Genomic DNA, 1,173 nt, shown 5'->3' with positions numbered 1-1,173 from the left:
CAATCGCCGAGGCCTTCGTCGAGCGTTCCATATTGGTCAGCGACGACGAGATTATCGCCGCGCAGGCGGCGCTTTGGGACCGAGTGCGAATCATCGCCGAGCCGGGCGGCGCGGCGGCTTTCGCGGCGATCCTGTCCGGCCGGTACGCGCCGGCTGCGGGCGAGCGTGTCGCGGTACTGGTCTGCGGTGCAAACGCCAATCCGGCTAAATTCGGACGATAACGGGGGCAGTCCTGTTCACGATTTCGGGAACCGCCTCGCCTTCGCCGTGTTTGTTGTTATGCTTCGAGTGACGTGCATTTACGACTTTGAGTCTTCGCATCGTACTTTCCGAAAATCGAATCCGGTTTTCGGGCCGGTGCGATAGATTTGTGAGGTTCGGGTTATCCCGCCTGAATCAGGAAGGGCCGATGACGCAACGACCCACCTTCACCAGCGATCGCAGCCTGGCCGGGCGCCTTGCTCTGAGCCGGCTGGCGACACGGGTCTCGATGACGGTCGAGCGTGGCTGGCCGTTGCTTCTTCCGCTGGTCATTGTCGCCAGCCTGTTCCTCAGCGTCTCGTGGCTCGGCCTCTTCCTTCTGCTGCCCGACACGGCGCGCATGAGCCTCATGGCAGTGTTCGGCATCGCAGCCCTTGCCGCGCTCTATCCCCTGCGTTTCTTCCGGGTGCCGACCAGCGCCGAGATCGACCGGCGCATCGAGGCTGCCAACCAATTGCTGCACAGCCCGGTGCTGGTGCAGACCGACCGGCCGAGCGGCAGGGAGAGTATTTTTTCGCAAGCGCTGTGGCGTGAGCACCAGAAACGCATGGCCGAAAAACTCGGTAACCTTGGTGGCGACATGCCACGCACCCGGGTTCCGGAGCGCGACCCGTGGGGGCTGCGCGCCGTGGCGGCGCTTTTGTTGGTCACCGCCTTTGCCTTCTCCTTTGGACCGTCGGGCGGCCGCATCGCAGACGGGTTCAGTGCCCACGCGGCGCGCGACGCGGTGCCGCCGCGCATCGACGCCTGGGTGACGCCGCCGGCCTACACCGGCAGGCCGCCGGTCTTCCTCACTTCCCCCGCCCTCGCCAACCCAGCCCTCGCCGACAATGGCAAGCAGGCTGCGTCCACCTTCACCGTTCCGGAAGGCAGCGATGTGTCCCTGCGCGTCACCGGCGGTTCGGGCGAGGA

The 1,173-nt window shown here is 65.6% G+C and carries 1 protein-coding gene and 1 pseudogene; both read left to right on the top strand.

The window, feature by feature from the left end; all coding sequences use genetic code 11:
* A pseudogene (locus EOA86_RS35500) lies at window positions 1–221 on the top strand (pyridoxal-phosphate dependent enzyme); the annotation flags it as partial.
* A gap of 188 nt (window positions 222–409) precedes the next feature.
* Window positions 410–1,173: DUF4175 family protein (locus EOA86_RS35495; protein ID WP_128345722.1), on the top strand; the 764-nt coding region annotated here is incomplete at its 3' end.

The organism is Mesorhizobium sp. M5C.F.Ca.IN.020.32.2.1 (assembly GCF_004023105.1).
Lineage (GTDB): Bacteria > Pseudomonadota > Alphaproteobacteria > Rhizobiales > Rhizobiaceae > Mesorhizobium > Mesorhizobium wenxiniae.
This window is presented reverse-complemented; position numbering and strand designations above follow the sequence as displayed.